This window comes from Pandoraea sputorum (assembly GCF_000814845.2).
Taxonomy (GTDB): Bacteria; Pseudomonadota; Gammaproteobacteria; order Burkholderiales; family Burkholderiaceae; genus Pandoraea; species Pandoraea sputorum.
Map to the genome: position 1 here is coordinate 3008637 of NZ_CP010431.2, position 23554 is coordinate 3032190.

Below are 23554 nucleotides of genomic sequence, written 5' to 3' on the forward strand. Positions count from 1 at the left end.
AGCACTTAAACCGTCATGATCTCAGCGTCCTTCTGCTTCACCAACTCGTCGATTTCGGCGACGAATTTGTCGGTGAACTTCTGGACATCGTCGCCACCACGGCGCTCGTCGTCTTCAGAAATCTCCTTGTCCTTCACCATCTTCTTGAGCTGCTCGTTCGCGTCGCGGCGCAGGTTGCGCACGGCAACCTTGGCGTTTTCGCCTTCCGACTTGACCAGCTTCGTCATTTCGCGACGGCGCTCTTCGGTCAGTTGGGGCATCGGCACGCGAATCAGATCGCCCTGCGTCGCCGGGTTCAGGCCCAGATCCGACTCGCGGATGGCCTTTTCGACCTTGGGGACCATGTTCTTTTCCCACGCCTGCACACCGATCGTACGGGCGTCGACAAGGCTCACGTTGGCGACTTGAGAGATGGGCACCATCGAACCGTAATAATCGACCTGGACGTGATCGAGCAGGCCAACGTGCGCGCGGCCGGTACGAATCTTCGCCAGGTTGTTCTTGAACGACTCGATCGAGCTCTTCATCTTTTGCTCGACATTTTTCTTGACGTCAGCAACGCTCATGGCAACCTCCAAACCTAAATTGTTACGCAAACATAAATGATACGGCGTCGACGCGCCAATGCGCGTCGACGCCGCAATTTGAACTCAAACGTGGACGAGCGTTCCCTCGTCCTCGCCGAGGATGACGTGCTTGAGCGCGCCCGGCTTCACGATCGAGAAAACGCGCACCGGCATCTTCTGATCGCGACACAGCGCGAAAGCCGTCGCGTCCATGACCTGCAGGTTCTTCGAGATCGCCTCGTCGAAACTGATGGTCGAGTACTTCACTGCGTCCGGAACCTTCTTCGGGTCGGCCGAGTACACGCCGTCGACCTTGGTCGCTTTGAGCACGACTTCGGCGCCAACTTCCGAGCCACGCAGCGCAGCGGCTGTGTCGGTCGTGAAGAACGGGTTGCCCGTGCCAGCGGCGAAGATCACGACTTTACCCTCTTCGAGCTGACGAATCGCGCGGGGGCGGATATACGGTTCGACGACCTGGTCCATACGCAGCGCGGATTGCACACGCGCTTCGATGCCAGCGTGACGCATCGCGTCCTGCAGCGCCAGGGCGTTCATCATCGTGGCGAGCATGCCCATGTAATCGGCCGTCGCGCGGTCCATACCTGCGGCACCGCCTGCCACCCCCCGGAAAATATTGCCACCGCCGATCACGACGGCCAATTGCGTGCCCAGGCGAACGACTTCAGCAATGTCACCAACCATCCGCTCGATGGTTGCGCGGTTGATGCCGAACGAATCGTCACCCATGAGGGCTTCACCAGAGAGCTTGAGAAGTACGCGTTTGTAAGGAGTAGACATGGCGGTCCTTAAGAAGTCTGGTCGGGCACTGTTGGGGTATTCTGGATGAAACAACGGGGACGACACTGTCGCCCCCGGATACTACGGTACTGCTTGAATTACGACTGCTTGGCAGCGGCCACTTGAGCAGCCACTTCAGCAGCGAAGTCGTCTTGCTTCTTCTCGATGCCTTCGCCGACCACGAACATAGTGAAGCCCTTGACCGTGGTGTTGTTGGCCTTGAGCATCTGCTCGACGGTTGCCTTGTCGTCCTTCACGTACGTCTGGTTGAACAGCGAGACTTCCTTCAGGAACTTCTGCACGCTGCCTTCCACCATCTTGGCGACGATCTCGGCCGGCTTGCCCGATTCTGCGGCCTTTTCGGCGGCGACCTTGCGTTCCTTCTCGATCAGATCTGCCGCGACTTGATCGCCCGACACGGCGACCGGCTTCATGGCGGCGATGTGCATCGCGACGTTCTTGCCCACTTCAGCGTCAGCACCTTCGTACTCGACGATCACGCCGATACGCGTGCCGTGCAGGTACGATGCCAGCTTGGCCGACGTTTCGTAACGCTGGAAGCGACGAATCGTCATGTTTTCGCCGATCTTGCCGATCAGGTCGGCACGGACCTGGTCAACGGTCTTGCCGTCGAGCGGCAGAGCCGACAGGGCAGCGACGTCGGCCGGGTTGTTCTCGGCGACCAGCTTGGCCAGGTTTTCTGCGAACTTCAGGAAGTCGTCGTTCTTCGAGACAAAGTCGGTTTCGCAGTTGATTTCAACCACGGCACCCTTGCCACCGTCGATGTAGGCCGAGATCACGCCTTCAGCCGTGATACGGCTTGCAGCCTTGCTGGCCTTGCTACCCAGCTTGACACGCAGGATTTCTTCAGCACGGACCATGTCGCCGTCGGCTTCGGTCAGCGCCTTCTTGCATTCCATCATCGGCGCATCGGTCTTGGCGCGCAGTTCGCCCACCATTGCTGCAGTAATTGCCGGCATATCGTTACTCCTGTATATCGAATCAGTCGGGAGAGGGTTTCACAAGAGCGGCCTCACTGCCCGCCCTTGGCGCCCCACTCACCCGACGCGGGGAAATCGGACTAAAAAAAAGGGGCGCCACAAGCAGCCCCTTTTGTTACGCAGCGGTGGCCGCTTACGCCTCTTCGTTCACTTCGACGAACTCGTCGCCTTCGCCGCGAACGGCTTCGACGACTTCCTTGACGGCGTTTGCACGGCCTTCGAGGATTGCGTCGGCAACGCCTTGCACGTACAGCTCGACAGCCTTGCTCGAGTCGTCGTTACCCGGGATCACGTAATCCACACCTTCCGGCGAGTGGTTCGTATCGACCACGGCGATCACCGGAATGCCCAGCTTGTTGGCTTCGGTGATGGCGATCTTGTGGTAGCCGACGTCGACGACGAAGATGGCGTCGGGCATGCCGCCCATTTCCTTCACGCCACCGATCGACTTTTGCAGCTTGGCCATTTCGCGATCGAACAGCAGCGCTTCCTTCTTGCTCATGCGCTCTTGCTCGCCGGCTTCCAGAGCCTGCTCCATGTCCTTGAGCTTCTTGATCGACGACTTCAGCGTCTTGAAGTTCGTCAGCATGCCGCCCAGCCAACGGTTGTTGACGTAAGGCATGCCGGCACGTGCCGCGGCTTCCGCCACGATGTCACGCGCTTGACGCTTCGTGCCCACGAACAGGATCGTGCCGCGGTTTGCTGCCAGTTGACGCACATACTTCAGCGCGTCCTGGTACATCGGCAACGTCTTTTCGAGGTTGATGATGTGAATCTTGTTGCGATGGCCGAAGATATAGGGGGCCATCTTGGGGTTCCAGAAACGGGTTTGGTGACCAAAGTGGACGCCCGCTTCCAGCATCTGACGCATCGTGACAGACATGTGATTCTCCGTGAGGGTTAGGTCTTAGACCGGCTGCCGTACCCGTTTCGTCAGACTGCCATACAGCTTTGCATGACCCGCCTGCGAAGATCGGGCACCCTGGGTGCGCCGGCCCGCGATTTCAAAATTCCCAAGCCGAGAAGACAGATCGCTGCCCGTCGAATCACCGAATTTGGCGCCTTTCAGCACCAACTTGGGGCCAAACACCCCAAAACTCCGGCGAATCGCGCCAAAAACCAAGGGGAAACCCTTGACCATATTGACAACTCGTCCTCGACTTAGCCCGAGATTATAGCATCGCACCGAGCCATCACTCAAGAGGCTCGTGAACTTGTGGTGACAGACCGCGAATGCCCGATTTGCGCGGCATACCGGCCAGTTCGGGATGGCTTCCGGCGCCCCCATCGGAACTGCGGAAGTTCACCGTCGGAATGCTCCGAAATCCACGCTACACAAGGCCGAAACCCGGCCAAAACCCTCCATTGGTGCGATAATGCGTCACTGTTTCCGCAATTTGCCCGATTCCGCAATGGCCATCACTCTCAAAAATGCCCACGACATTGAAATGATGCGCGTCGCTTGCCGTCTGGCCAGCGAAGTGCTCGATTTCATTACGCCGCACGTGCGCGCCGGCGTCACCACCGGGGAGCTCGACCGCCTCTGCCACGAATTCATGATTAAGGAACAGGGCACCGTCCCTGCCCCGCTGAACTACCAGCCGCCCGGCTACCCGCCCTACCCGAAGGCCACCTGCATCTCGGTCAATGACGTGATCTGCCATGGCATTCCCGGCGACAAGGTACTCAAAAACGGTGACGCGCTGAACATCGACATCACTGTCATCAAGGACGGCTACTTCGGTGACACGAGCCGCATGTTCATCGTCGGCGATGGCACGATTCTGGCCAAACGCCTGGCGCAGGTCACCTATGAGTGCATGTGGCTTGGCATCAACCAGGTGCGTCCGGGCGCGCGTCTCGGCGACATCGGCCAGGCGATCCAGACGCACGCCGAGGCGCAGGGCTACAGCGTTGTGCGCGAGTATTGCGGGCACGGGATCGGCCAGGTGTTCCATGAAGACCCACAAATCCTGCACTATGGACGTCAGGGCACTGGCCTGGAATTGCAGGCCGGCATGATCTTCACCATCGAACCGATGATCAACGCTGGCAAGCGCGAAATTCGGACGATGCCCGATCAGTGGACCGTCAAGACGCGCGACCGCAGCCTGTCGGCTCAGTGGGAACATACCGTGCTGGTGACGGAAACGGGCCACGAGGTGCTGACGCATTCGGCCCAGACGCCTGCACCTCCGCCCGGCTCGTCGTACGTCACGTCGTTCGCAGCAGCAGCTTAACAACGTAAGAACCGTTAGATTCCAACGAAGCAGTAACGTCCGGCCGCCGGCAACTCTGGTGGCCGCCCGGCCCGGCCTCGCCGCATTTCGCAGCGCGTTGCCGGACCTGACTCGTTTATCCACTCCCTGGAAGCCGCCATGCACGCACGTGCACACGCCCCTTCTCCGCTACGTCAGGCCCTCAAGGACCGAAAGGCCGAACTCGTCGAACGATTTGTCGCAAACGGCAAGATCGACGGGCTTCTTCACGGTTTGTGCCACGCCGTCGATCAGGCCATGCGCGATGCGTGGGCCGAGTACCGGATGCCGGACGACTTCGCGCTCGTGGCGGTCGGCGGTTACGGACGCGGCGAGTTGTATCCGTATTCGGACGTGGACATTCTGTTGCTGCACCCGGGCACCGATAGCGAGGCGCTGACGTCGCACGTCGAGCCGTTCATCGGATTTCTCTGGGATATCGGCGTCGAGATCGGTTCATCGGTGCGCACTGTCGACGAGTGCATTTCCGAAGCACAGGCCGACATCACAGTGCAAACGAGCCTGCTGGAAGCGCGTCTACTCACCGGCAATCAAGCGCTGTTCGACGAATTTCAGGCACGTTTCGCCGACGACCTCGACCCGCTCGCGTTCTTTCGGAGCAAGCAACTCGAGATCCGTCAGCGCCACGCCAAGTATCAGGACACGCCATACAGCCTGGAGCCGAACTGCAAGGAAAGCCCGGGCGGCTTACGCGACCTGCAAGTGATTCTGTGGATGACGAAGGCGGCCGGGCTCGGCAATAGCTGGGCAGAGCTGTCCACGCGCGATCTGCTGACCGATCGTGAACTCAAGGAGTTGCGTCGCAACGAGCAATTCCTGAAGGGTTTGCGAGCGCGACTCCATCTGCTGGCACGTCGTCGGCAGGACGTGCTGGTATTCGACCTTCAGACGGCCCTTGCGCAAAGCCTCGGCTTCGACGCCACGACCACGAAGCGCGCCAGCGAGCAACTCATGCGGCGCTATTACTGGGCGGCAAAGGCGGTCTCACAGCTCAATACGGTGTTGCTGCTGAACGTTGAAGCCCGACTGTTCCCGCAGACTAGCGGCGTTACTCGCGTGATCAACGAGCGCTTCGTCGAGAAGCAAGGGATGATCGAGATCGTCGACGACGAACTGTACACACGTCATCCGAATGCGATTCTCGAAACGTTCCTGCTGTACGAGCAGGTCGTCGGGGTAAAAGGATTGTCCGCCCGAACCCTACGTGCGCTCTACAATGCGCGCGAACTCATGAACGGACAGTGGCGTGCGGACCCCGAGAACCGTCGCACGTTCCTCCAGATTTTGCAGCAGCCGCAGGGCATCACTCATGCATTGCGGCTGATGAACCAGACCAGTGTGCTGGGTCGCTACCTGATCAACTTCCGTCGCGTGGTCGGGCAGATGCAGCACGACCTGTATCACGTGTACACCGTCGATCAGCACATTCTGATGGTAGTGCGTAATATTCGCCGTTTCGCGGTCGCGGAGCATACGCACGAGTATCCGTTCTGCAGTCAATTGATCGCGAACTTCGACCGTCCGTGGGTGCTGACGATCGCCGCCCTCTTCCACGATATTGCGAAGGGCCGCGGCGGTGACCACTCGACGCTCGGCATGGTCGATGCGCGCACCTTCTGCACACGCCACGGCATCTCGAAGGAAGACACCGATCTGATCGTCTGGCTGGTTGGTGAACACCTGACGATGAGCACTGTGGCGCAGAAGCAGGACACCACCGATCCGGAAGTCATCCGACGTTTTGCGGAAAAAGTGGAAAACGAGCGTCGCCTGACGGCGCTTTACCTGCTCACCGTGGCGGACATTCGCGGTACCAGCCCGAAAGTCTGGAACGCCTGGAAAGGCAAGCTGCTCGAAGACCTTTATCGTCTGACATTGCAAGTGCTGGGCGGCGCCAACCCGGACCCGCACGCACAATTGAAGGCGCGCAAGGAGGAAGCGCTCGGACTGCTGCGCCTCTATACCGTGCCGGAACGCGCGCAGGAAGCGCTCTGGAACACGCTGGACGTCGCGTACTTTCTGCGCAACGACCCGGCGGACGTGGCGTGGCAAACGCGCCATCTGTGGCGGCATGTCGACAGTGCGTCGCCCATCGTCAAGGCGCGTCCGTCGCCCATCGGCGAAGGGCTGCAGGTGTTGGTTTATGTCCGCGATCAGGTCGATCTGTTTGCGCGTATCTGTGGCTACTTCGAGCGCAAGGGCCTGTCGATTCTTGACGCCAAAGTGCACACCACTAGCCAGGGCTTCGCGCTCGACAGTTTCCTGCTGACCGACCCGGGCCTCGACACCAGTTATCGCGACATCATCAATCTGGTGGAAAGCGAACTGGTGTCGCTGCTCACACGGGAAGAGCCCCTGGCAGAACCGAGCAAGGGGCGTCTGCCGCGCCGTTCGCGCAGCTTTCCGGTCACGCCTCGTGTCGATCTTCGGCCCGATGAGCGCGGCCAGTACTACTTGCTATCGGTGTCGGCCAACGACCGCACCGGTTTGCTTTATGCGGTCGCTCGCGTGCTTGCGCGTCACGGCGTCAGCGTGCGAACCGCCCGCATCAATACCCTCGGCGAACGTGTCGAAGACACGTTTCTGCTCGACGGCAGCCGTTTGCAGGATAGTCGCCTGCAAATTGCCGTCGAGACCGAATTACTCGAAGCATTGGAACCATGAGCGATACCCCGCGCGCCAAACTGAGCGCCAAACACCCCCGCACCCTCGACAAGACGCGCTCCCCTGTGCGCTCGGCTGGCGCATTGCGCCGTCCGACCAAGTCAGTGCCTGCGTCGATGCTCGACGCCAGCGGCGCGAAGAAACCTGCAGGGAAACCGGCGCGTCCGCGTCCGGTGGACGATAACGCGACGCCGGGTGGCGCTCGTCGCCCGGTCGGCAGCGGTGCGGCGCCGCGCAAGCCGGCAGGTGGCGGCGCGCCCTACGAAAAGCGTCCGATGGGTGAACGCCCGCCAGCACGCGGGCAACGCGAGCGCGTTGCCGGGGCACGCCCTGCCCGTTTCGACGACGAATCCCGCGCACGTCGCGACTTCGATGATCGCGCACCGCGTCGCTTCGACGAAGATCGTCCGCGTCGTAGCACCGAAGGTGGTGCACGCGGTGACTTCGCCCGTCCAGTGAAGCGAGACTTCGACAATCGTGCACCGCGTCGCTTTGACGAAGATCGTCCGCGGCGTAATACCGAAGGTGGTGCACGCGGTGACTTCGCCCGTCCGAAGCGTGACTTCGATGACCGTGCACCCCGTCGCTTCGACGAAGAGCGTCCGCGTCGCAACACCGAAGGTGGCGCACGTGGTGACTTCGCCCGTCCGGTGAAGCGAGACTTCGACAATCGTGCACCGCGTCGCTTTGACGAAGACCGCCCCCGTCGCAACACCGAAGGTGGCGCACGTGGCGACTTCGCTCGTCCGGTGAAGCGAGACTTCGACAATCGTGCACCGCGTCGCTTTGAGGAAGATCGTCCGCGTCGTAATACCGAAGGTGGCGCACGTGGTGACTTCGCCCGCCCGGTGAAGCGTGAATTCGATGATCGTGCACCGCGTCGCTTTGACGAAGATCGTCCGCGTCGCAACACCGAAGGTGGCGCACGTGGTGACTTCGCCCGCCCGGTGAAGCGTGACTTCGATGATCGTGCACCGCGTCGCTTTGACGAAGATCGTCCGCGTCGTAATACCGAGGGTGGTGCACGTGGCAGCTTCGACAATCGCGCACCGCGTCGCTCTGACGAAGACCGTCCGCGTCGCACTAATGAAGGGGCCCCGCGTGGTCGCTTCTCGCGCGATGATCGCGACAATCAGGCGAACCGCACCGCACGTCCCTCGCGTGCACCGCGAGTTGAGCGCGACGACGATGACGACGATATCAAGATCCACCACGACGCCGCAGGCTCGCTGCGTTTGTCCAAGCGGATGTCTGAACTCGGCCTGTGCTCGCGTCGCGAAGCGGACGAGTGGATCGCCAAGGGCTGGGTCCGTGTCGACGGCAAGGTGGTGAAGGAACTAGGCACGAAGATCCTGCCGACGCAGGAAATCACCGTCGTGCAAGCCGCGCAGAAGGAACAGGCCGGTCGTGTCACGATCCTGCTGCACAAGCCGGTGGGTTACGTGTCGGGTCAGGCAGAAGACGGCTACGATCCCGCTGTCGTGCTGGTGACCAGCGAACACCACTGGGCCGAAGACGACGCCGGCGTGCGCTTCTCGCCGTCGCATCTGCGCAGCCTGGCACCTGCCGGACGCCTCGACATCGACTCCACGGGTCTGCTCGTTCTCACACAGGACGGCCGCATTGCCAAGCAGTTGATCGGCGAGGATTCGGACATCGAGAAGGAGTATCTCGTGCGCGTGTCGTACAACGAGCACTCGCAAAACGTGCAGGCGCACTTCCCGGCCGATCGCCTGGCGCTGCTGCGTCATGGACTGGAGCTTGACGACCAACCGCTCAAGCCCGCACAGGTGGATTGGCAGAACCCGGAGCAACTTCGCTTTGTGCTCAAGGAAGGCAAGAAGCGTCAGATTCGCCGCATGTGCGAACTGGTCGGTTTGCACGTGACGGGCCTCAAGCGAGTCCGCATGGGACAAATCACCCTGGGCAACCTGCCCGTGGGCGAATGGCGTTACCTGCGCGCCGGCGAAGGGTTCTGATTCGGCGACGATTCCCCCATCGCGACCATGAAAAAGCCCGCCATCTCGGCGGGCTTTTTTTTTTTTGTGTCGTTTCCGGCAAGCGCCGGGTGAAACGTCAATCGCAGATCAGCGACACAGCGATTCCGGCGTCGCACTCAATCGTCACTATTCGGATCGAGCCCCGGGAAGAGGATCTCGGTAAAGCCGAACTTGCTGAAGTCGGTAATCCGCATTGGATAGAGCTTGCCGATCAGATGATCGCACTCGTGCTGCACGACGCGCGCATGAAAGCCTTCCGCCACGCGGTCGATGGCGTGACCGTGCTGGTCAAATCCTTCGTAGCGCAGCATCGAATAGCGGTTGACCATACCGCGAAGCCCCGGCACCGACAGGCAACCTTCCCAGCCCTCTTCCATGTCCTGCGTCAACGGCGTAATGACCGGGTTGATCAGCACGGTTTCAGGCACTTCCGGGGCGTCCGGATAGCGCTCGTTATGCTCGAAGCCGAAGATCACCACTTGCAGATCGACGCCGATCTGCGGTGCGGCAAGCCCGGCGCCGTTGGCATGCTTCATGGTCTCGAACATGTCGGCAATAAGCTCGTCCAACTCGGGCGTGCCGAACTGTTCGACGGGTTTGGCGATGCGCAGCAAGCGCGGATCGCCCATCTTCAGAATATCGCGAATCATCGGTTCGATCCTCACATCAAAGCGCGGCCAACATCGCGCGCATAGCGTCCTCGTCGAGCACGGGCACACCCAGTGCTTCGGCCTTTGCCAACTTGCTGCCCGCCTCTGCGCCCGCGACCACGTAGTCCGTTTTCGCAGACACCGAGCCAGCAACCTTTGCTCCTTGTGCTTCGAGCATCGCCTTCGCTTCGTCTCGCGAGAGCGTCGGCAATGTTCCGGTCAACACAAACGTCTTGCCCGCCAGCGGCAACGGCGCAACGGCCGCCGGTTCCGACTCCGGCCAGGTGACCCCCGCCGCCCGCAGTTGCTCGATCACTTCGACATTATGATCTTCGCAGAAGAAATTGTTGATCGACTCGGCCACAATCGGTCCGACGTCCGGAACGGCCAGCAGTTCCGTCAAATCGGAATCGCGTTTGCACACGGCGATCAGGTTGTCGAGCTTGCCGAAATGCCGCGCGAGATCCTTCGCCGTCGCTTCACCAACGTGACGAATGCCCAGTGCAAAGATAAATCGCGCCAGCGTGGTATGACGCGCCGTCTCCAGCGCCGCGACGAGATTGGAAGCCGACTTGTCGGCCATCCGGTCGAGCGCAGCGAGCTTTGCAACGCCCAGTTTGAACAGGTCGGCCGGGGTCCGAATGATCTGCTGATCGACCAGTTGCTCCACCAGCTTGTCACCGAGCCCCTCGATATCGAGCGCGCGACGCTGCGCGAAGTGCAGCAACGCCTGCTTGCGCTGTGCGGCGCAAATCAGCCCGCCGGTGCATCGTGCGATCGCTTCGTCCGGGAGCTTCTCGATGGCGGAACCACAGACCGGACACTCAGTGGGCATGACGAAAGCGCGCGCGTCGTCCGGACGACGATCCAGCACCGATCCGACCACTTCGGGAATCACATCGCCCGCGCGACGCACAATCACCGTATCGCCGATCATCACGTCCTTGCGACGAATTTCGTCCTCGTTGTGCAGCGTGGCATTCGTCACCGTCGCACCGCCAACGAACACCGGCGCGAGTCGCGCCACCGGCGTGATCGCCCCCGTACGCCCCACTTGCACTTCAATGTCGAGCAATGTCGTCAGCGCTTCCTGCGCCGGAAATTTGTGCGCCAATGCAAAGCGCGGGGCGCGCGAGACGAAGCCGAGACGATCCTGCTCGTCGCGACGGTTGACCTTGTAGACCACGCCGTCGATGTCGTAAGGCAATGAGGCGCGCGCATCACCGACTTCACGGTAAAACTTCAGCAGTCCTTGCGCACCCTGCACGACTTCCCGCTTGTCGTTGACCGGAATACCCAGCGTCACATACCAATCGAGCAAGGCCGAGTGCGTCTCCGGCATCGGCACGCCAACCAGTTCCCCCACGCCATAGGCGAAGAACGACAACGGGCGCTTGGCCGTAATCTTCGAATCGAGCTGGCGCAGACTTCCGGCAGCCGCATTGCGCGGGTTAACGAAAACCTTCTCGCCAGCCGCCTCCTGCGCCTCATTAAGCTTGTCGAAGTCGGCGCGGAACATCAGCACTTCACCGCGCACTTCGAGCACCTCAGGCGGATTCTCGCTCTCGAGCTTGAGGGGGATTTTCTTGATGGTGCGGATGTTGGCGGTGACATCTTCGCCCGTCGTGCCGTCGCCGCGCGTCGCGGCTTGCACGAGCACGCCTTGCTCGTAACGCAACGCGATGGCCAGACCGTCGAACTTCAGCTCGGCGGCATATTCGACCGGCGCACCAAACAGGTCGCCAGACGACGCATTACCCGCCCCGGCAGCACCCACCGCATCGGGACGCAGACCGTCACTCACTCGTCGGTCGAACGCCTCGACGTCCTCATCGGCGAACCCGTTGTTGAGCGAAAGCATCGGCACACGGTGCACCACTGGTGCGAATCCGTCGACTGGCTTACCGCCGACACGCTGGGTGGGCGAATCGGCCCGTTGCAACTCGGGATATGCGTTTTCCAGCGCGACGAGTTCGCCAAAGAGACGGTCATACTCCGCGTCGGGAATGAGCGGCGCGTCGTCTTCGTAATAAGCGCGGTTGTGGCGGGCTAGCTCGTTACGCAACTCGGCTGCACGTTGTGCGGCGGCCGTAACATTGGCTGGCGTAGGGGCGTTCGCGCCCTGACCCGGAACGGAAGTTTGGGACATGCGTGCAAGGCTCGGTATACGAGAAGTCAGAACATTATGCCTTCGACGTACGCCAGTGCGCGTCGTCGATAGGTGCAATCAATCGGAACAAAAACGCCGCTCACCCGACGGTGAACGGCGTGCATCGAACGCGGTGGCAGGCCGAGTGAAGCTCGCCCTGCCCGAACGCAGCAAATCGCGCTGAACTTACTGGCTGAACAGACGGCGCGTGACGGGCGAACCCGCCGGCAGACCGCGCGCTTCAAGGCGTTCGTACAGCTTGAGCAACTGCTTGTCGACGTTTTGCAGCGCAGCATCCGAGAGTGGACGGCGTTGATCGTCCACCACGCGGCCACCGATACGCTGTCCGATCGAACGCGCGTAATCGCACATCAGACGGAACGGCAGGAGGTCTTCGTCGGCCACCGGCACGTCGAGCAGCATGGTGATCAGGTCGCCGCCCTTGTACGTCAGGTCGTCGCGCAAGAAGTTGGTGTCACCGAATTGCAGCATGAACACCGGGTTCTGACGCGAATCGAGTTTGACGAAACGCATGCCATCGCGCGAGAGCAGCAATCCATCCTGCGTGGCGACAGCCTGCACGTAATTGGCCGACCACGGTGCGCCGTCCGACAGCACGTTCACCGACAGCTGAGCGTCGCATTGCGCGGCAAAGCTGTCGAGTTCACGGCCACGGGCGACCGTTTCCATCATGTCGGGCAATTCCGGCAAAGCATCGACGGCATCCGCCAGCGTCTGCACGAGATTCGAGAACTCGGAGAACTCGACTTCGTTGAGGGCGCCCGCGCGATTGGCCAGTTGCACGGCCATGCGCAGTTGGTGATATCGGCCACCCGTGCGAATCGGCTCCCATGCGGACGCTTCGTCGACACGCCCTTCCACGTTCACGGGCTTGCTGCCCGCGCGACGCATGCGCACCGTCAGCGGCATCAGCCGTTCGGCAGCCACCATGTTCGCCAGCGGCAACTCGACGATGCAGTCGATGCGTTCGTCGATGATCGGCGGCGGACCGCTCGGTACTGCCGGACGTGCAGCCGCTACCGGTGCTTCTGGCGCTGCCGGTGCAGGCACCGCCACATCGGTGGATGTGGGTGCCGTATCGACGTGCGCTGCCTGCGCTTCGGCATCGGGTGCCGCTGCGGCGCTAGCGGCAGCGCCCGCCGTGGCAGCGTCTACCGTATCGTCGGCGGCCAGTTCGGCGTCGACGCGTGCGACTGCGCTGGCTGCCGCTGCGTCCTGTGCATCGCGGCGTTGCGCCGCTTCCGCGTCATGCGGCTGGACGGGCGCCGTGTCGGCAACCACGTCCGACTCGCTGCCTTCCGCAGCCCGCGCCGCTGCTTCCTGCGCGGCACGCTTGCGCGCTGCCGGCGGGGCATCCCAGGCATCTTCGTTGATAGCGAAAGCATCTTGCACCGACGTTCCGGCGGCGGCCGGTCCAAGCGTCGGCTCGCGACGCTCGCCCGACTGTGCGGGCACGCGCGGCGGCGACAGCGTCGGTTCGATGAACGGGCGGTCGTCGTCGGCATCGGGCGTACCGGCGGTCGCGTCGATACCCGCACCGTCGACCGGCATGCGACGCGGTATGCGCGCGCGTGCCTTGCTGCCTTGCCAGGCGTTATAGGCCACCACTCCCAGCAGTACCACTACCCCTGCGGCAATCAAGCTCAGCTGCAGTTCATTCATGCGCGGCGTTCCTCTCTCTTCTCCATCGTAGGCGCGGGGTCAGGCGATCTCGGCCAGATTGATCGCAGACTCCATGTCCACCGCCACGATCCGCGACACCCCTTGTTCCTGCATGGTGACGCCGATGAGCTGATTGGCCATTTCCATCGCGATTTTGTTATGCGAAATAAATACGAATTGGGTACGGTCCGACATGCGCGCCACCATCTTGGCGTAGCGCTCGGTGTTGGCGTCGTCGAGCGGCGCGTCCACCTCGTCAAGCAAACAGAACGGCGCAGGATTGAGCTGGAACATCCCGAACACCAGCGCAATGGCCGTGAGCGCCTTCTCTCCTCCTGACAGCAGATGGATCGTGGAGTTCTTCTTGCCCGGCGGTTGCGCCATGACCTGCACACCGGCGTCGAGAATTTCGTCGCCAGTCATGATGAGTTTCGCCTGGCCGCCACCGAACAGCATCGGGAACAGTTCGCCGAAATGCTTGTTCACTTCGTCGAACGTGCCTTGCAGCAGCACACGCGTCTCTTCGTCGATCTTGCGGATGGCGCCTTCTAGGGTCTCGATGGCGTCGTTCAGGTCGGCCGATTGCGCATCGAGGAAGACCTTGCGCTCGCGCGCCGTCTCCAACTCTTCGAGCGCGGCCATGTTGACCGGTCCGAGCGCGTTGATTGCGTTGTTGATGCGTGTGACTTCGCCTTGCAGATACGACGGCTTCATATCCGCCGTCAGCTTTGCGGAGAGCGCCTCTTCGTCCACTTCGGCCGTCGTCAACTGCTCAACAAACTGCTCGCGATTCAGGCGCGCAGCCTGCTCCTTTAACTGCAATTCCGTGATGCGATCGCGCAGGGGCTGCAAACCACGCTCTGCGGCCAGTCGCTCTTCGTCGCTTTGACGCAGCTTTTGCGTCAGCGCGTCGAGTTCGATGCGAGCTGCACCCAGAATCTCTTCCTTCTCGGCGCGCAGTTCGAGTGCGTCCTGCAAACCGTTTTCGGCCGTCTGCTCGGTGATCAGCGCGAGTTCTGCCTGCGCCTGCTCGATCGAGACGACGAGACGCTCAGCCTGTTCGAGTGCCGTCTGAATGCTACGTCGATGCTCGTCGATCTTGCTGGAGATACCCTTCTGGCCGTACGACGCTTCCTGCGCCAGACGTTCCAGTTCACGGGCGCGATTACGCGCATCGGACAACTGGCTGTCGAGGGATTCGAATTCGAGCTGACCGTCTTCGAACGTGGCTTGCAATTCGGCCAGACGCGCGTCGCTTTGCTCGAAGTTTGCCTCCGACTCGGCGCGCATCGCCAGTTGCTCTTCGATCTGCGCGGCGATTTCACGCAGTTCTTCGTCGATCTGCGTACTGCGGGCGTTGTAACGCTCGTAAGCCTGCGTGAGCTTGAGCACGTCCATCTGCAATGCGTGCACGCGTTGCGTGGCGCGCTCGGCACGTCCGCGCACCTCGCTCAGCGACTGCGCTGCCTGACTGTATGCCGCCTCGGCACGCACGGCAGCCGATTTGGCTTCGTCGGAAAGTAATGCCTGCGCACGCAGCTGCTTGCCCAGATTCTCGATTTCCTGCTGACGGGCGAGCAAACCGGCCTGCTCGGAGTCCGCCGCATAAAGCTGGACGCCGACACGCGTAACCTGATGGCCTGCCTTGACGACAATCGATGCGCCTTCGGGCAACTGTGCGCGGGCAACCATCGCCTGCGCGAGATCGTCGGCAACGAACACGTGACCGAGCCATTCCTGCAGCACGGCGCGCAGGCCCGGATCGTCGATGCGCAGCAACGACAACAGCGGACGCAGCGACGCCGGGGCTTCCATCGGACGTGCGGCCGGCGGCGGCGAATAGAACGCCAGCTTGGCCGGCGGCGCATCGCTCGCGAAGGCCTTCACCCAATCGAGATTGCTGATTTCTAGCGCAGCGAGACGTTCGCGCAGCACCGATTCGAGCGCCGGCTCCCAGCCCGGCTCGATATGCAGCTTCTTCCACAGACGCGGCAATTGCGCCAGCTCGTGCTTGTCGAGCCACGGCTGCACCTTGCCCTCCGTCTGGACACTTTCCTGGAGTTGCTTGAGCGCGGTCAGACGTGCCTCAAGCTGAGCGATCGTCGCCGCTTCCGACTGCACGCGCGCCTGCGCTTCAGCACGCTCGGCCTCGAGTCGCGGCAGACGCTCTTCGGCATCGGCCAGTTCGGCCTGCGCATCTTCGAGCATCGCCTGATGTTCGGCGAGGTCGCCGCGTTGCATCTCAAGCTCGGCTTCGTCGGGCTTGTCGAGCCCGCGCGCCTCGCCCTGCAAACGCTCCTGACGCTGCTGCAACTGCTGCAACGCCTGATCGGCATTGCGCTGATGCGCGGCTTCAAGTTTCAGGCTCTGCTCGACCTGCGCGATCTCACTGCGTTGCTCGTTGAGCAGGTTCTGTGCGTCGCGCCAGCCGGATTCGAGCGCGGGCAGCGCCTCGTTCTGATCGGCGGCCTGGTCCTGCGCAGTCGCCGCGCGTTCCTCGGCGATGATGAGCTCTTCTTCGGCGAGTGCGAGCTCTTCTTCCGACTGCGCCGAACGGGCCTGCCACTGCTCGCGCTGCGAGGTCAGCGCCGCCAACTGGGCCTGCACGCGATTGCGCGACTCGACCACGTAACGAATCTCGGCTTCCAGACGGCTGACTTCCGAGTTCGCTTCGTACATGGCGCTTTGCGCGGCCTGTACGGCGTCGGTGGCCGTGTAGTGCGCGGCACGCAGCGTTTCGAGATCGGACTCGGAGCCGCGCAGACGTGACATCTGCGCTTCCAGATCGACCTGCGCCGACTCGATGGCACGCTGCTGGCGCTCTTGCTCGTTCTGCGCTTCGTTCTTGCGAAGCAGCCAGAGCAACTGCTGCTTTTCTTCGCCGTCGCGCTGCAAGTCCTTGAATCGATTGGCGACGACCGCCTGCGATTCAAGCTTTTCGAGGTTGGTTCCGAGTTCGCGAAGAATGTCTTCTACGCGCGTCAGGTTTTCGCGCGTGTCCTGCAAACGGTTCTCGGTCTCGCGGCGGCGTTCCTTGTACTTGGAGACGCCCGCGGCTTCTTCGAGGAACACGCGCAGCTCTTCCGGCTTCGCCTCGATGATTCGCGAAATCATCCCCTGGCCGATGATGGCGTAGGCGCGCGGCCCAAGGCCCGTGCCGAGGAAGATGTCCTGAATATCGCGGCGGCGTGCCGGCAGGTTATTGATGTAATAGCTGGAGGTGCCATCGCGCGTGAGCACGCGCTTGACGGCGATTTCGGCGTACTGGCTCCACTGCCCGGCGGCGCGCCCGGCGCTGTTGTCGAACACCAGTTCGACGCTCGCGCGGCTCGCCTGCTTGCGGGCAGTCGATCCGTTGAAAATCACGTCCTGCATCGATTCGCCGCGCAGCTCGGAAGCGCGCGACTCGCCGAGCACCCAGCGCACGGCATCGATGATGTTGGATTTGCCGCACCCGTTCGGGCCGACGATCCCGACCAGTTGGCCGGGCACCGCGAAGTTCGTCGGGTCGACGAAAGATTTGAAGCCAGCGAGTTTGATGGAAGTCAGACGCACGGCAGGTTCGCTTTATCGGTCATTGAATGATAGGAAAGACGCAGACGCGCTAGCTGGTCCTGTCGGGCCTGCGCACGCTGGCGTGCACGGGCCACTTTTCTTGCTGCTGTCTTGCCGCATTTTTGCCGCTTTAGGCGTGCTTACGACGTTACAACGACGGTACGCATCATACCATCGCATCCCCCGCCGTCGCGGATTTACAACGTCGTGAATCGGGCAATATTCCGGACAGCACGCCCGCCGCCACGATGCACAGCCCACCGGCGATTTCCCGCACCCCCAGGCCTTCGCTGGCCAGCCACCAGGACGATATCGCCGCCACCACGATTTCGAAGAGCATGATGAGCGCCGCCTGATTGGCCGGCACCCGCGCCAGACCGAATTGCACGATGACGTTGGTCACGGCGATGGTGCAACCCAGCGCCAGCGCAACTGCAGCCGTCGCAGCACCAGACGTGAGCGCCGAGACCGCCGCCTGTCCGGCCTGCACCCCGCCGTCGAACGGCAAGACCAGCAAACCGCCCACGACGCAGCCCAAATAGAGCGTCCAACTGCGCATTTCGGCCGGCACGCCGGGCAACGCCTGGCTGACTCGCCGCAACAACACGTTATTAAGCGCAAATGCCGCCCCGGCAATAGCACCGGCCCATTCGCCCGGATTGTTCGGAACAGGCCAACCCAGTTCGGGCGACCAGAGCATCAGGCCCGCCCCGCCCAGCGCCAGCGCTATGAGTCCCACACCACGCAGGCCGACCCGTTCGCCGAGCAACCAGTGGGCAAACAACGCCGTCCAGACCGGGGTCAGATAGAAAAGCAGCAACACGCGCATGACGTGGCCGTGCGTAGTGCCCCAGACGAAGGCGACGTTGGTCGTGCCCCCGGCGAACGCCACGCCGACAAGCAGCCACGACCAGCGCAGCGTGCCGAGCGAGCGTCGGTAGACGAGCGAGAGCAGCAGGATGGCCACGGTGGCCGTGCAGATCTGGGCGGGCACCGCTGCAACGCCCCACTGAGCCAGAATGCGGTACGGGAACCAGGCCAGCCCCCAGACGGACGATCCGATAAGAATGGCCAGGGCGGGCGCTGCCCGGGTGCCAAAGGTAGTGCTGGAGGCGCCGGATGCGGATTCCGGGCCGCCCGCGCCGTTGCCGGCTACGGTCATACGCTTAACTCCTGAAAAACCTGAGATACTCCGCAGACTTGCCCCATTGGCGCCTCGGAATATGCTGAATTACGCGCTGGTCGCGCTTTGTGGGCGCCGTAACGGTATAATTTTCGCTTTGCCGATCTTGCCATTCTTGAACGCGTCCGGGAACCCCTTGGCGTGATGAAGCGGATAAGCGCCAGCCTATGCCCGGCCTGCGATCCGCCGAATCTGAGGCAGGAAAGGTACGGTGTCGCGCAGCGCGCCGGTGCGCCTTCCGCCTCGCCCAGCCGCCCTGTGCGTTCCCGGGTGGCCCGAATCCGCTCGACAACGCCTCGACTGGCGTTGCGAACCCTAGCCCTGAGTCTGTTTGAATCCAAGTGAACCCATTACTCGACAAGCTCCAGCCCTATCCCTTTGAACGCCTGAAGGCACTGGTGGCGGACGTCACGCCCGCCAATACCTACAAGGCCATCAGTTTCGGCATCGGTGAGCCCAAGCATCCGACGCCGCAGTTCATCAAGGAAGCCCTGATCGAAGGGCTGGGCGGTCTCTCGAACTATCCGGCCACGGCCGGCGGCGAGCCGCTGCGCGCGGCCATCGCCCAGTGGCTGGAACGCCGTTACGCGCTGCCCAATGTGAACCCGGCCACCGAAGTGCTGCCGGTCACGGGCTCGCGCGAAGCGCTCTTCTCGTTCGCTCAGGCCGTTGTCGACGGCAGCAAATCAGGCGCGCGCGTGCTTTGCCCGAACCCGTTCTATCAGATCTACGAAGGCGCGACGTTGCTCGCGGGCGCTACGCCCTATTACGCCGACAGCGATCCGGCGCGCAACTTCGCCCCCGACTACGACGCCGTGCCAGCCGACGTCTGGCGCGACGTTCAGCTCGTCTACCTTTGCTCGCCGGGCAACCCGACCGGGGCTGTGCTGAGTCTGGCCGACTGGAAGCGTTTGTTCGAATTGTCGGACGAATACGGCTTCGTGATCGCATCCGACGAGTGTTACTCCGAGATTTACTTCGACGAAGAACGCGCGCCGCTGGGCGGTTTGGCTGCCGCCCATCAACTGGGCCGGAGCTTTGAGCGGCTGGTGGTCTTTTCGAGCCTCTCGAAGCGCTCGAACGTGCCAGGCATGCGCTCGGGCTTCGTGGCGGGCGACGCTGCAATCCTCAAGAAATTCCTGCTGTACCGCACCTACCATGGCTGCGCCATGAGCCCAGCCGTGCAGGCCGCGAGCATCGCCGCCTGGAACGACGAGGCGCACGTGCGCCTGAACCGCAGCAAGTACCTGAAGAAATTCCAGACGGTTACGCCGATGCTCGCCGAAGTGCTCGACGTGCGGCTTCCCGACGCCGGTTTCTATCTGTGGGCCAAGGTCGACACGAAAACCGGCCTGTCGGACACGGAATTCACGCGCCAGTTGCTGGCGCAATACAATGTGGCCGTCTTGCCCGGATCCTATCTGGGACGCGCGGCGCACGGCGCCAATCCGGCAGAGAACTATGTCCGTATCGCCCTCGTGGCCGATGTGGACGAATGCACCGAAGGCGCCCAGCGCATCGTGCAGTTCTGCCAATCCCTTTAATTCCAACTGCAACTGATTCTCGCCATGTCGCAACAACTGCAAACCATCATCGATCAAGCCTGGGAAAACCGTGCCGAGATTTCGGCCAAGGCCGCGCCCGCCGACGTGCGCGAAGCCGTCTCCCACGTCATCGCCGAACTGGACAAGGGCGCGCTGCGCGTCGCCCAGAAGCAAGACGGTCAATGGATCGTCAACCAGTGGATCAAGAAGGCCGTGCTGTTGTCGTTCCGTCTGGAAGATAACGCCGTGATGCCCGCCGGCGGCTTCAGCCAGTTCTACGACAAGGTGCCGAGCAAGTTCGCCAACTACACCGCAGAAGACTTCGCCCGTGGCGGCTTCCGCGTCGTGCCGCCCGCCGTGGCTCGCCGTGGTTCGTTCATCGGCAAGAATGTGGTGCTGATGCCGTCGTACACCAACATCGGCGCATACGTCGACGAAGGCACGATGGTCGACACGTGGGCCACCGTCGGTTCGTGCGCCCAGATCGGCAAGAACGTTCACCTGTCGGGCGGTGTCGGCATCGGCGGCGTGCTCGAGCCGCTGCAAGCCAATCCGGTCATCATCGAAGATAACTGCTTCATCGGTGCCCGCTCGGAAGTCGTGGAAGGCGTGATCGTCGAAGAGAACTCGGTGATCTCGATGGGCGTGTATCTGGGTCAGTCGACCAAGATCTACGACCGCGAAACGGGTGAAGTCCATTACGGCCGCGTGCCGGCCGGTTCGGTCGTCGTGCCGGGCAACCTGCCCTCGAAGGACGGCAAGTACAGCCTGTATTGCGCCGTGATCGTCAAGAAGGTCGACGCGCAAACCCGCGCCAAGACGGCCATCAACGACCTGCTGCGCGGCGAATAATTCCACGCAAGCGCCAAGGAGCCAACGTCGCAGCGGGTGCTGCGGCGCTGGCTTTGACCTTTGCGCGATGAAGTTCACGTCGATGATCGCATCGACGTTGTTGTGCCTATTGTTTTGCAATCGCCATCTCAGGAGTACCGGCAATGACCGCTGTGCTGTACGGCATTCCCAACTGCGATACCGTGAAGAAGGCGCGCACGTGGCTCGACGAGCACGGCGTGGCGTACGACTTCCACGACTTCAAGAAGGCGGGCGTGAACGACGCACTGCTGGGCACGTGGCTCAAACAAGTGCCGCTGTCCACGCTACTCAACCGCAAGGGCACGACGTGGCGAAAGCTCACGCCGGAGCAACAGGCGGCCGCCGCCGACGAGTCCGTCGCTCGCACCCTGATGATCGAAAATCCCTCGCTCATCAAGCGCCCCGTGCTGATGGCCGACGGCAAGGTTTCCGTGGGCTTCACGCCCGACAGTTACGCCTCACGATTCTGATTTCATGACTTCCTCCCAAGGCGCCACGCTGGCGCTTACCGAGCAACTGATCGCCCGCCATTCGGTGACGCCCGAAGACCGAGACTGCCAGGCCATTCTGGCGCGCCGCCTCTCGGCCATCGGCTTTGCCTGCGAAACCATCGCCTCGAACGGCGTGACCAACCTGTGGGCGGTCAAACGCGGCACACGCGGTACCGACGGCAAGCTGCTCGTCTTTGCGGGCCACACCGACGTTGTGCCGACCGGCCCGGTCGAGCAGTGGCATTCCGATCCGTTTGCGCCCACGCATCGCGACGGCATGCTTTACGGTCGCGGCGCTGCCGATATGAAGACTTCGCTGGCCGCGTTCGTCGTCGCCTCGGAGGAATTCGTCGCGCAGCACCCGGATCACGCTGGCGCGATCGGCTTCCTGCTCACGAGCGACGAGGAAGGCCCCGCCACCGACGGCACGGTGAAAGTAGTCGAAGCCCTGACGGCACGTGGCGAGCGCCTGGATTACTGCGTGGTCGGTGAACCGACGTCCAGCCAGCGCCTAGGCGACATGGTGAAGAACGGCCGTCGCGGCTCGATGTCCGGCAAGCTCATCGTCAAAGGCGTGCAAGGCCACATCGCCTATCCGCATCTCGCCAAGAACCCCACACATTTGTTTGCCCCGGCGCTCGCCGAGTTGACGCAGACCGTATGGGACAACGGCAACGAATACTTCCCGCCCACGACGTGGCAAATCTCGAACATTCACGCAGGCACCGGTGCGACCAACGTCATTCCGGGCGAACTGACGGTGATGTTCAACTTCCGCTTCTCGACCGCCAGCACGTCCGATGGCCTTCAGCAGCGCGTACACGAGTTGCTCGACCGCCACGGCCTGACCTACACGCTCGACTGGTCGATCAGCGGCCAGCCGTTCCTCACGCCGCGTGGCGATCTGTCGGACGCGCTGTCGAGCGCCATCCGTGAAGAGACCGGCCTCGAGACGGAACTGTCGACCACGGGTGGCACGTCCGACGGGCGCTTCATCGCACGCATCTGCCCGCAGGTCATCGAATTCGGCCCGTGCAATGCCAGTATCCACAAGATCGACGAGCACATCGCGGTCGCGGACATCGAACCGCTGAAGAACGTCTATCGCGGCGTGTTGAAGCGTCTGGTGGCATAAGACACAGGCACACGAGGCGAATCCATCATGACGACTCAGAAGACCCACCCATTCCAGACGTTGCGCGATCTGCTGCGCTACGCGGTCTCGCGCTTCACCGAGGCCGAGCTGGCTTTCGGGCACGGCACCGCTACGGCGTACGACGAAGCGGCGTACCTGCTGCTGCACACGCTGCACCTGCCCATCGACACGCTCGATCCGTTCCTCGACGCCCGCTTGCTGCCGGACGAAATCGAGCGCGCACTGTCGGTCATCAACCGTCGCGCGGGCGAGCGCGTTCCCGCGTCGTACATCACGAACGAAGCGTGGATGCACGGCCATCGGTTCTATGTAGACGAACGGGTTATCGTGCCGCGCTCGTTCATCGGCGAATTGTTGGAAGACGCATTGCAGCCGTGGGTGAATCATCCGGACGACGTCGCCGACGTGCTCGAACTGTGCACCGGCTCCGGATGCCTTGCGATCCTCGCTGCCGAGACGTTCCCGGCTGCGCAGATCGACGCCGTCGATATTTCGCACGATGCGCTGGACGTGGCAAAGATCAACGTGGCCGACTATGGTCTCGACGACCGCGTCGCGTTGCATCTGGGCGACCTGTACGCGCCGCTGCCGGAGGGCAAGCGCTACGAAGTCATCATCACCAACCCGCCTTACGTCAACGAAGGCTCCATGCAGGTGCTTCCCGCGGAGTATCGCCACGAGCCACGCCTTGCGCTCGCCGGTGGTGACGACGGCATGGACATCGTGCGACGGATCATCGCAGGAGCCCGCGAACGCCTGACGGACGACGGCGTGCTGGTCGTGGAAATCGGTAACGAGCGTCACTTTGTCGAAGCGGCGTTCCCCGAGTTGCCGATCACATGGCTGGCCACCAGCGCCGGCGACGACATGGTCTTCCTGGTGCAAGCTGCCGATCTGCCGTAACAATACGTTTTGCCTCAAGGGCTCGTGCCCCCCCGATGTCGATATTGTCGTCGGTGCCG

The 23554-nt window shown here is 62.3% G+C and carries 18 protein-coding genes; 8 read left to right on the top strand and 10 right to left on the bottom strand.

Going from position 1 to position 23554, the window contains the following annotated elements:
• Positions 1 to 5: 5 nt before the first annotated feature.
• The 5 genes from frr to NA29_RS13255 all read right to left on the bottom strand — a co-directional run bounded on the left by frr (position 6) and on the right by NA29_RS13255 (position 3506).
• Positions 6 to 566, bottom strand: coding sequence for a ribosome recycling factor (gene frr / locus NA29_RS13235; RefSeq protein ID WP_039398732.1), 561 nt, complete (start codon positions 564 to 566; stop codon positions 6 to 8).
• An 84-nt stretch (positions 567 to 650) separates the two neighbouring features.
• Entirely contained in the window at positions 651 to 1364 is a 714-nt protein-coding gene (pyrH, locus tag NA29_RS13240; protein ID WP_039398734.1) for a UMP kinase, read from the bottom strand.
• Positions 1365 to 1462: 98 nt separating this feature from the next.
• Positions 1463 to 2344, bottom strand: a complete 882-nt coding sequence (tsf, locus tag NA29_RS13245; RefSeq protein ID WP_039398736.1) for a translation elongation factor Ts — start codon at positions 2342 to 2344, stop codon at positions 1463 to 1465.
• A 154-nt stretch (positions 2345 to 2498) separates the two neighbouring features.
• On the bottom strand, positions 2499 to 3248 hold the full coding sequence (rpsB, locus tag NA29_RS13250; protein ID WP_039398738.1) for a 30S ribosomal protein S2: 750 nt from the start codon (positions 3246 to 3248) through the stop codon (positions 2499 to 2501).
• 24 nt (positions 3249 to 3272) lie between these two features.
• Complete coding sequence (locus NA29_RS13255; protein ID WP_039398740.1) at positions 3273 to 3506, bottom strand: hypothetical protein; 234 nt, start codon at positions 3504 to 3506, stop codon at positions 3273 to 3275.
• Positions 3507 to 3777: 271 nt separating this feature from the next.
• On the opposite strand from NA29_RS13255, the gene map reads away from it, so the two are divergent.
• From map to NA29_RS13270, 3 genes are all read left to right on the top strand, one after another.
• On the top strand, positions 3778 to 4605 hold the full coding sequence (gene map, locus NA29_RS13260; protein ID WP_039398742.1) for a type I methionyl aminopeptidase: 828 nt from the start codon (positions 3778 to 3780) through the stop codon (positions 4603 to 4605).
• Positions 4606 to 4743: 138 nt separating this feature from the next.
• Positions 4744 to 7308, top strand: a complete 2565-nt coding sequence (locus tag NA29_RS13265; protein ID WP_039398744.1) for a [protein-PII] uridylyltransferase — start codon at positions 4744 to 4746, stop codon at positions 7306 to 7308.
• A complete protein-coding gene (locus NA29_RS13270; protein ID WP_039398746.1) occupies positions 7305 to 9287 on the top strand; it encodes a pseudouridine synthase in 1983 nt (660 codons plus the stop codon). Before NA29_RS13265 ends, NA29_RS13270 begins: the two co-directional genes overlap by 4 nt.
• 137 nt (positions 9288 to 9424) lie before the next feature.
• Here the strand turns inward: NA29_RS13270 and def are convergent, their stop codons facing one another.
• From def to NA29_RS13295, 5 genes are all read right to left on the bottom strand, one after another.
• Positions 9425 to 9958: a peptide deformylase gene (gene def / locus NA29_RS13275; protein WP_039398748.1), complete on the bottom strand. Its 534-nt coding sequence runs from the start codon at positions 9956 to 9958 to the stop codon at positions 9425 to 9427.
• Positions 9959 to 9974: 16 nt separating this feature from the next.
• Entirely contained in the window at positions 9975 to 12107 is a 2133-nt protein-coding gene (gene ligA, locus NA29_RS13280; protein WP_039398750.1) for an NAD-dependent DNA ligase LigA, read from the bottom strand.
• A 186-nt stretch (positions 12108 to 12293) separates the two neighbouring features.
• Positions 12294 to 13790: a cell division protein ZipA C-terminal FtsZ-binding domain-containing protein gene (locus NA29_RS13285; protein WP_039398752.1), complete on the bottom strand. Its 1497-nt coding sequence runs from the start codon at positions 13788 to 13790 to the stop codon at positions 12294 to 12296.
• Between the two features lie 39 nt (positions 13791 to 13829).
• A complete protein-coding gene (gene smc / locus NA29_RS13290; protein WP_039398754.1) occupies positions 13830 to 17345 on the bottom strand; it encodes a chromosome segregation protein SMC in 3516 nt (1171 codons plus the stop codon).
• A gap of 166 nt (positions 17346 to 17511) precedes the next feature.
• On the bottom strand, positions 17512 to 18507 hold the full coding sequence (locus tag NA29_RS13295) for a DMT family transporter (protein ID WP_084103728.1): 996 nt from the start codon (positions 18505 to 18507) through the stop codon (positions 17512 to 17514).
• Between the two features lie 362 nt (positions 18508 to 18869).
• On the opposite strand from NA29_RS13295, the gene dapC reads away from it, so the two are divergent.
• The 5 genes from dapC (at position 18870) to prmB (ending at position 23495) form a co-directional block, all read left to right on the top strand.
• Positions 18870 to 20072, top strand: coding sequence for a succinyldiaminopimelate transaminase (dapC, locus tag NA29_RS13300; protein ID WP_039398756.1), 1203 nt, complete (start codon positions 18870 to 18872; stop codon positions 20070 to 20072).
• A 24-nt stretch (positions 20073 to 20096) separates the two neighbouring features.
• Positions 20097 to 20924 carry a 2,3,4,5-tetrahydropyridine-2,6-dicarboxylate N-succinyltransferase gene (dapD, locus tag NA29_RS13305; protein ID WP_039398758.1) on the top strand — a complete coding sequence of 276 codons (828 nt, stop codon included), beginning with the start codon at positions 20097 to 20099 and terminating at the stop codon, positions 20922 to 20924.
• A 143-nt stretch (positions 20925 to 21067) separates the two neighbouring features.
• Positions 21068 to 21415 (top strand): ArsC family reductase, encoded by a 348-nt coding sequence (locus NA29_RS13310; protein WP_039398760.1) that lies wholly within the window; start codon positions 21068 to 21070, stop codon positions 21413 to 21415.
• 4 nt (positions 21416 to 21419) lie between these two features.
• The gene (gene dapE, locus NA29_RS13315; protein WP_039398762.1) at positions 21420 to 22571 is read left to right on the top strand and encodes a succinyl-diaminopimelate desuccinylase; all 1152 of its coding nucleotides are present in this window, start codon (positions 21420 to 21422) and stop codon (positions 22569 to 22571) included.
• Positions 22572 to 22598: 27 nt separating this feature from the next.
• Positions 22599 to 23495 (top strand): 50S ribosomal protein L3 N(5)-glutamine methyltransferase, encoded by an 897-nt coding sequence (gene prmB / locus NA29_RS13320; RefSeq protein WP_039398764.1) that lies wholly within the window; start codon positions 22599 to 22601, stop codon positions 23493 to 23495.
• Positions 23496 to 23554: the final 59 nt, after the last annotated feature.

Bases quoted from the DNA above. Each gene is read 5' to 3' on its own strand.
- frr (WP_039398732.1), bottom strand. From the start codon at position 566: ATGAGCGTTGCTGACGTCAAGAAAAATGTCGAGCAAAAGATGAAGAGC.
- pyrH (WP_039398734.1), bottom strand. From the start codon at position 1,364: ATGTCTACTCCTTACAAACGCGTACTTCTCAAGCTCTCTGGTGAAGCC.
- tsf (WP_039398736.1), bottom strand. From the start codon at position 2,344: ATGCCGGCAATTACTGCAGCAATGGTGGGCGAACTGCGCGCCAAGACC.
- rpsB (WP_039398738.1), bottom strand. From the start codon at position 3,248: ATGTCTGTCACGATGCGTCAGATGCTGGAAGCGGGCGTCCACTTTGGT.
- NA29_RS13255 (WP_039398740.1), bottom strand. From the start codon at position 3,506: ATGGTCAAGGGTTTCCCCTTGGTTTTTGGCGCGATTCGCCGGAGTTTT.
- map (WP_039398742.1), top strand. From the start codon at position 3,778: ATGGCCATCACTCTCAAAAATGCCCACGACATTGAAATGATGCGCGTC.
- NA29_RS13265 (WP_039398744.1), top strand. From the start codon at position 4,744: ATGCACGCACGTGCACACGCCCCTTCTCCGCTACGTCAGGCCCTCAAG.
- NA29_RS13270 (WP_039398746.1), top strand. From the start codon at position 7,305: ATGAGCGATACCCCGCGCGCCAAACTGAGCGCCAAACACCCCCGCACC.
- def (WP_039398748.1), bottom strand. From the start codon at position 9,958: ATGATTCGCGATATTCTGAAGATGGGCGATCCGCGCTTGCTGCGCATC.
- ligA (WP_039398750.1), bottom strand. From the start codon at position 12,107: ATGTCCCAAACTTCCGTTCCGGGTCAGGGCGCGAACGCCCCTACGCCA.
- NA29_RS13285 (WP_039398752.1), bottom strand. From the start codon at position 13,790: ATGAATGAACTGCAGCTGAGCTTGATTGCCGCAGGGGTAGTGGTACTG.
- NA29_RS13295 (WP_084103728.1), bottom strand. From the start codon at position 18,507: ATGACCGTAGCCGGCAACGGCGCGGGCGGCCCGGAATCCGCATCCGGC.
- dapD (WP_039398758.1), top strand. From the start codon at position 20,097: ATGTCGCAACAACTGCAAACCATCATCGATCAAGCCTGGGAAAACCGT.
- NA29_RS13310 (WP_039398760.1), top strand. From the start codon at position 21,068: ATGACCGCTGTGCTGTACGGCATTCCCAACTGCGATACCGTGAAGAAG.
- dapE (WP_039398762.1), top strand. From the start codon at position 21,420: ATGACTTCCTCCCAAGGCGCCACGCTGGCGCTTACCGAGCAACTGATC.
- prmB (WP_039398764.1), top strand. From the start codon at position 22,599: ATGACGACTCAGAAGACCCACCCATTCCAGACGTTGCGCGATCTGCTG.